Source organism: Undibacterium sp., from assembly GCF_030683615.1.
Lineage (GTDB): Bacteria > Pseudomonadota > Gammaproteobacteria > Burkholderiales > Burkholderiaceae_D > Undibacterium > Undibacterium umbellatum.
The window spans coordinates 223,668-229,758 of record NZ_JAUXQE010000006.1 but is presented as its reverse complement, the minus strand read 5'-3'; the positions used below and the strand labels follow the sequence as shown (position 1 = coordinate 229,758).

At 48.1% G+C, this 6,091-nt stretch carries 3 protein-coding genes and 1 pseudogene; 3 read left to right on the top strand and 1 reads right to left on the bottom strand.

All coding sequences use genetic code 11. The features are described 5' to 3' along the window. Window positions 1–333, bottom strand: a pseudogene (locus tag Q8K39_RS04045) (energy transducer TonB); the annotation flags it as partial. Window positions 334–1,407: 1,074 nt separating this feature from the next. Between Q8K39_RS04045 and Q8K39_RS04040 the strand changes: the two are divergent. The 3 genes from Q8K39_RS04040 to Q8K39_RS04030 all read left to right on the top strand — a co-directional run bounded on the left by Q8K39_RS04040 (window position 1,408) and on the right by Q8K39_RS04030 (window position 6,086). Beyond that, window positions 1,408–3,186: an ABC transporter substrate-binding protein gene (locus tag Q8K39_RS04040; protein ID WP_305258398.1), complete on the top strand. Its 1,779-nt coding sequence runs from the start codon at window positions 1,408–1,410 to the stop codon at window positions 3,184–3,186. Between the two features lie 74 nt (window positions 3,187–3,260). Next, entirely contained in the window at window positions 3,261–5,108 is a 1,848-nt protein-coding gene (locus Q8K39_RS04035) for an ABC transporter substrate-binding protein (RefSeq protein ID WP_186954259.1), read from the top strand. A 39-nt stretch (window positions 5,109–5,147) separates the two neighbouring features. Continuing rightward, the gene (locus Q8K39_RS04030) at window positions 5,148–6,086 is read left to right on the top strand and encodes an ABC transporter permease (RefSeq protein WP_186954258.1); all 939 of its coding nucleotides are present in this window, start codon (window positions 5,148–5,150) and stop codon (window positions 6,084–6,086) included. The last annotated feature ends 5 nt before the right edge of the window (window positions 6,087–6,091 follow it).

Sequence of the window (6,091 nt, the reverse complement as noted above, 5' to 3'; positions counted from 1 at the left end):
GGCGAATGTCGGGTTCTCTGGCTTGACATTCGATACGGCGGCGATCGTCGGCTGCTGTTGTACCGGTTGTTGTACCTGGACTTCCGGTGGCGGAATGAACGGTGGCGGTGGGGCCAGCAGTTTTGGTGGCGGCGGTGGCGGTGTATCTGGCGGTGGTGGCGGTGGCTTCACCTCTTCCACCAGCTTGACTTCTGCTGGCTTGATCACCACTTCCATGGCCTTGCGAGCCAATCCTGATACCAGCGCATATACCACCAGTAAGTGAAATGCGATTACCAGCCCTATACCTATAAACTTCTTCCCCGGCTCTTGCTGGCGATTTGAAAAATCCATTACTGCTCCTCCACTACCACAAGGTCTACTGTCTGACGCAAGTCAAAACAACTCAAACAAAAAAGTGATTATAAATGCTGAGCATCAATAAAAAGCCATACCGATACAAAACCACTTATAAATTCATAAGCAGCAGGCTCATCAAAATATAAATCGAGTTTTCTTGTGAAACTGACTTATTTAATTTTGCCTGCAACCAAAATATCAAGCTTTACTGACTACATCAGCAATTAACCAAATAATAAACTTATTGATCTATTTCTTATTTCATCAACCGTGCTCTACGGCCCCGAAGGACAATAGCTCGCAAGGTGGTCCGGAAATTTTTACCTGCTGCAGCTGGTTACACTGCAAATTGGCTGGCAACTTAATTTATTCATGTAAAAAAAGTTGCCTTCACATCTGCGAAATGTAAATTTAAGCGTCAGAAAATTTTCCGAAGGCGCATAAAACCACTTCCGCACAGAAACTGTCAAGTAGTATGCCAGCTGGTCCATCAAAAAAACAACATGGCGCATTTTGCCAAAAAAACACGCGCTTAGGAAACCTATTCTTTTGTGCTGTGCAGCATAAATCATGTCAGCGCAGCTATTTTTACACTTCCTTACATTGATAAATTTGCCGACTTAGCTACTCGCCGAAATTTAATTTTTTTTGCGCCTCTTTTTAGCCTCCAAACTATCTAAAGTTGCGCCGCAGTATTGCACCGCAATGGTGCAAGGCAACATCATCACTCCCTCTCTGGTGCGCAATCACGATCAAACTGCACTTGAAAATCACAAATTGAAAAAAATTGTCACACTTGAGCATTACCGTGTGAAATAAAAATTTCTTTTCATTTCCCACCGATGTGACTCTTGCGTTAAGGTTACGGCTTTTTGGCATGCATACAAGCTAAATTGTTTGAAAACACAAGGGTAAAATTAATTTGCACCTGCAATATGTAAATTAAACTATTCAATAGTTTTTTTCTAAGATTTTGCCATTAAAGGCCCGCATGTACCCCACCCGGGCCTGATCCATGCTTAAGCAGAATAAATTTACACTACAAGAGTACGAAGGTTAACAATGTTCATGCGTCACCAGAGAGTTGCTTGTATTTTCACCATGCTGCTGGCTACAGTTTCCTTGCAGGTGGCTCAGGCAGCTAGCCCTGCGGACCTCAACAAAGTAGTCAGGCAGGCTTTCGAAGCTGCGGATGATGGCTTTGACATGGCAAAAACCCAAAATTTTTATTCTGGCTGGGTCAGTGAAGCAATCTTTGAACCCTTGCTCAGCTATGATTACCTGGCACGCCCTGCACGTCTCTTGCCACTTGCTGCAGAGGCAATGCCAGAAGTAACCGAGCAGGGGAAAGTTTTTACCTTCAAGATCAGGCCTGGCATTTACTTTGCCCCCGATCCCGCATTCAAGGGCAAAAAACATGAGTTGACCGCGAACGACTATATCTACACCTTCAAGCGCGTATTGGACCCCGTCAACCGTTCACCCAATGCCAGCTTCATAGAAGGCAAAATTGTTGGCCTTGATAGTGTCGCTGCAAATGCAAAAAGAACGGGTAAATTCGACTACGATGCGCCAGTTGCTGGCCTGAAGGCTATCGACAAGTACACGCTAAGGATAGAGTTAACAGCAACAGACTACAATTTCCTGTATGTCGTCGCCTACGGCGGTTTTGGCGCAGTAGCGAGGGAAGTGATAGAGGCTTATGGCGATCAAACTGGCCTGCATCCAGTCGGGACTGGTCCTTACATGGTGGAAAAGTATTTGCCACGTAGCAAGATCGTGCTCACGGCCAACCCCGAATACCGTGGCTACACCTGGGATTTCAAATCGACGGGCAGCGCCCGCGATGAAGAAATCGTCAAACAAATGAAGGGCAAGAAGATGCCCCAGGTTGGCAAGGTCGACATTAGCATCATCGAAGAAGAACAATCCCGCTGGCTGGCATTTCAGGATTCGCAACTTGACATTGATAAGCTGCCGCAAAGCGCTGCCACGGCAGCCCTCGATGGAGTTGCGTTAAAACCTGACCTGGTAAACCAGGGCATCAAGATGGACAGAGTTACAGACGCGGGCATCACCTTTACGATTTTCAATATGCGCGACCCTTTGATCGGCGGTTACACCAAGGAGAAAATTGCCCTGCGTCGCGCGATAGGCATGGCCTATAGTCATGAAGATGAAATCGCCCAAATGCGGCTGGGGCAAGCCATACGATCTGAAATGCTGATCCCCAAGGATATTGTTGGCTACGATCCAGCTTACCGCAGCAGTCTCGCATATGACATCAAATTAGCCAATAAACTGCTCGACCATTTTGGCTATAAACGTGGAGCGGATGGATACAGAAATAATCCTGACGGCAGCCCGCTCACCCTCAAAAAAACCGTGGAACCCGCAGCCATCTATAAAGTTCAGTCTGAGATTTATAAACGTGGCCTGGATAAAATTGGCTTGCGCATCGAATTCCCGGTCAGCAATTTCGCTGACAACTTGAAAGCTGCCTCCGCCTGCAAACTGAATATGTGGGGCGGCGCCTGGAATGCAGATTTCCCTGATGGCGAAAACTTCCTGCAATTACTCTACGGTCCCAAAGCCGGTGCGGGCAACCATGCCTGCTACGAATCACCTGCCTATGACGCACTGTTCCGCAAGGCTGTCTCCTTGCCATTGGGGGAAGAGCGCAATAAGGTGTATGCACAAATGAACCGCCAGGTAGAAGCTGATACACCATGGATAGTACATACCTCGCGCATCCGCAGCTGGCTATATCGTCCCTGGATTATTGGCTATAAAAAGCATCCTATCTTACATTCTGACTGGGCCTTCATTGATGTAGAAAAACATTAATTGCGACGTGCAAGTCTCAGTTGATTCAATACGCATTTATTATCATCGTACAAAAATAGCAGGAGAACTCGTTTATGAAGTCCACTCATCCGTATCAGCGCGACAGAGCTTTACGCAAGCTATCCAGAACAGGCATGGCAATCTGCCTGACCCTTGCTGGTCTGGCCGCAACAACTCTGCCCATGCATGCACATGCTGCCAAACCTGATTTTGCTGATCCGGAAAAAGTGTTGCGCACCATCTTCCCAGTTGCGGAAACCGGCTTTGACCCTGCGGCGACACGAGACCTTTACTCCAACGCCATTAATGAGGCGATTTTTGAACGCCTGTTCACCTATGACTACCTGGCCAGCCCGGCGAAGATTATCCCAAAAACAGCCGATGGCATGCCAGAGATTTCTGCCGATGGCAAAACCTATACCATCAAGCTGAAGAAAGGTATTTACTTCACGCCTGATGCGGCCTTCAATGGCAAAAAGCGTGAATTGACGGTGGATGATTATGTGTATTCATTCAAGCGCATCATGGACCCGAAAATCGCCTCTACCCATGTATGGCTGTTAGAAGACAAGATAACGGGACTGGATCAACTGGCCGCGCAGGCGAAGAAATCGGGTAAATTTGATTATTCGGCCAAGGTACCAGGTCTGGAAGTCGTCGATAAATATACTTTGCGCATACATCTGACGCGTCCGGACTTTAATCTGCCCATGATATTGGCCTACACCGCCATGTCCGCGGTTGCACGCGAAGTGATAGAAAAATACCAGGATGCACAAGGTGTTGCCATGGCAAACCCAGTAGGCACTGGCCCTTTCAAACTAACTGAATGGGTACGCGGCTCGAAAATGATACTGGATGCAAATCCTGATTTTCATAAGACGATATGGGATTTCCAGGCCAGCGCAGACCCGAATGATCAGAAAATCATTGCTGCCATGAAGGGCAAACGCATGCCACAAATCGGGCGTGTTGTCGTCAATGTGATACTGGAAGACCAGTCGCGCCTGCTGGCATTCCAAAAAGATGAAATTGATTTATTCCAGTTATATGGCGGTCTGGCACCTCAGGTATTGAACGGACCAGACTTGAAGCCTGAATTTGTCAAACGCGGCATACAGATGTCGCGCATTATTGACCCAGAACTAACCGTCTATTACTGGAACATGCGAGACCCAGTATTTGGTGGCTTGAGCAAAGAGAAAATCGCCCTGCGCCGCGCCATGTCCATGGCCCACAATGTAGAAGAAGAAATACGCATCGTAGACAACGGGCATGCTATACCTTTGCAATATCCCATCCCTCCTGGCGTGGTAGGACATGACCCTAACTACAAAAGCAGCATTCAGTACAATCCTGCCGCAGCCAACGCCTTGCTCGACAAGTTCGGCTACAAAAAAGGCAAGGATGGTTATCGCACCATGCCAGATGGTAGTCCACTGGAAATTGTTCACACAGCCCAGACAGAATCACGCGGTCATTTGCAGGCTGAGGTCTGGAAAAAATCCTATGACGGCATAGGCATTAAAATGCGTGCCGAATTCCGTCCCTTTGCTGAAATTTTGAAAGCAGAAAAGCAGTGCCAATTGATGCAGCGCATTTCACCATGGATAGCGGACTATCCTGATGGTGATAACTTTATGCAATTGTTTTACGGTAAAAACATACACATGAATAATAATGGCTGCGTCGCCATCCCAGAATATGACAAGCTGTATGAACAATCACAAAAAATGGCTCCAGGGCCAGAGCGCGATCTGCTGTATCACAAGATGACCCGCATCATGGAACTGTATGCTGCCCAGCGCCTGGGTTATGCCCGCCATCGCATGATGCTGTCACAGCCACGCGTGATAGGTCATAAAAAGCACCCCATCATGCATATAGAATGGCTACAGATCGACATCGACAAGAACAAGTAATCCGCAGGCTGACTGAAATTTGAAAACCGAGAGACAAACATGACCGCTTATATACTGCGCCGCTTATGGCAGATGGCACCAACGATGCTGGGTGTCATCCTGCTGGTGTTTTTCCTGTTTAACTGGGTGGGTGGCGACCCGGCCTACATCCTGGCAGGCAAGATGTCAAATGCCGAACAGATAGCCAATATCCGCACCCAACTTGGCATAGACCAGCCTTACTATGTACAACTATGGATCTTCATCAAGCAAATTGTCACCTTCAACTTTGGCAATAGCTGGAGTACCGGTGAAGCAGTGTCTTCCATCATAGGCACACGTCTTGGCCCTTCACTGACTGTCTTGATACCACTTACAATTATCGAAACCCTGATTGCGATTGCGTTGGCGCTCGCAATTGCCTTCAAACGTGGCTCGTTGACTGACCGCTCTGTGATGATTGCCTGTACCGTCGGCATGTCGGTCAGTATCCTGGTCTACATCATCGTCGGCCAGTATTTCTTTGCTTATAAACTGGGAATGTTCCCGGTACAGGGTTGGGGCAATCACTTTGCTGAAAACCTGTTCAAATACTCTGCCCTGCCTATACTGATTGCGCTGGCCGTGGGTGTCGCACCTAACCTGCGCCTGTTCCGCACCTTTGTGCTGGATGAAGTGAACCAGGATTATGTGCGCACTGCACGCGCCAAGGGCGTTAGCGAAAGCCGCGTGAAATGGGTACACGTCTTGCGGAATGCATCGATACCTATCATCACCCACGTCATGTCGAACCTGCCAGCCTTGCTGATCGGTGCCTTCCTGATCGAGCGTTTCTTTTCCATCCCTGGCATAGGCCGCGAAGTGATATTGGCAGTGGAACGCAGTGACTTCCCCGTGATTAAAGCGATCACCGTGTATGTCGCAGCCGCGACCATGTTTTTTAATTTGTTGACCGATCTGCTGTACCAGGCGGTTGATCCACGCGTACAGTTGAAATAAGGATC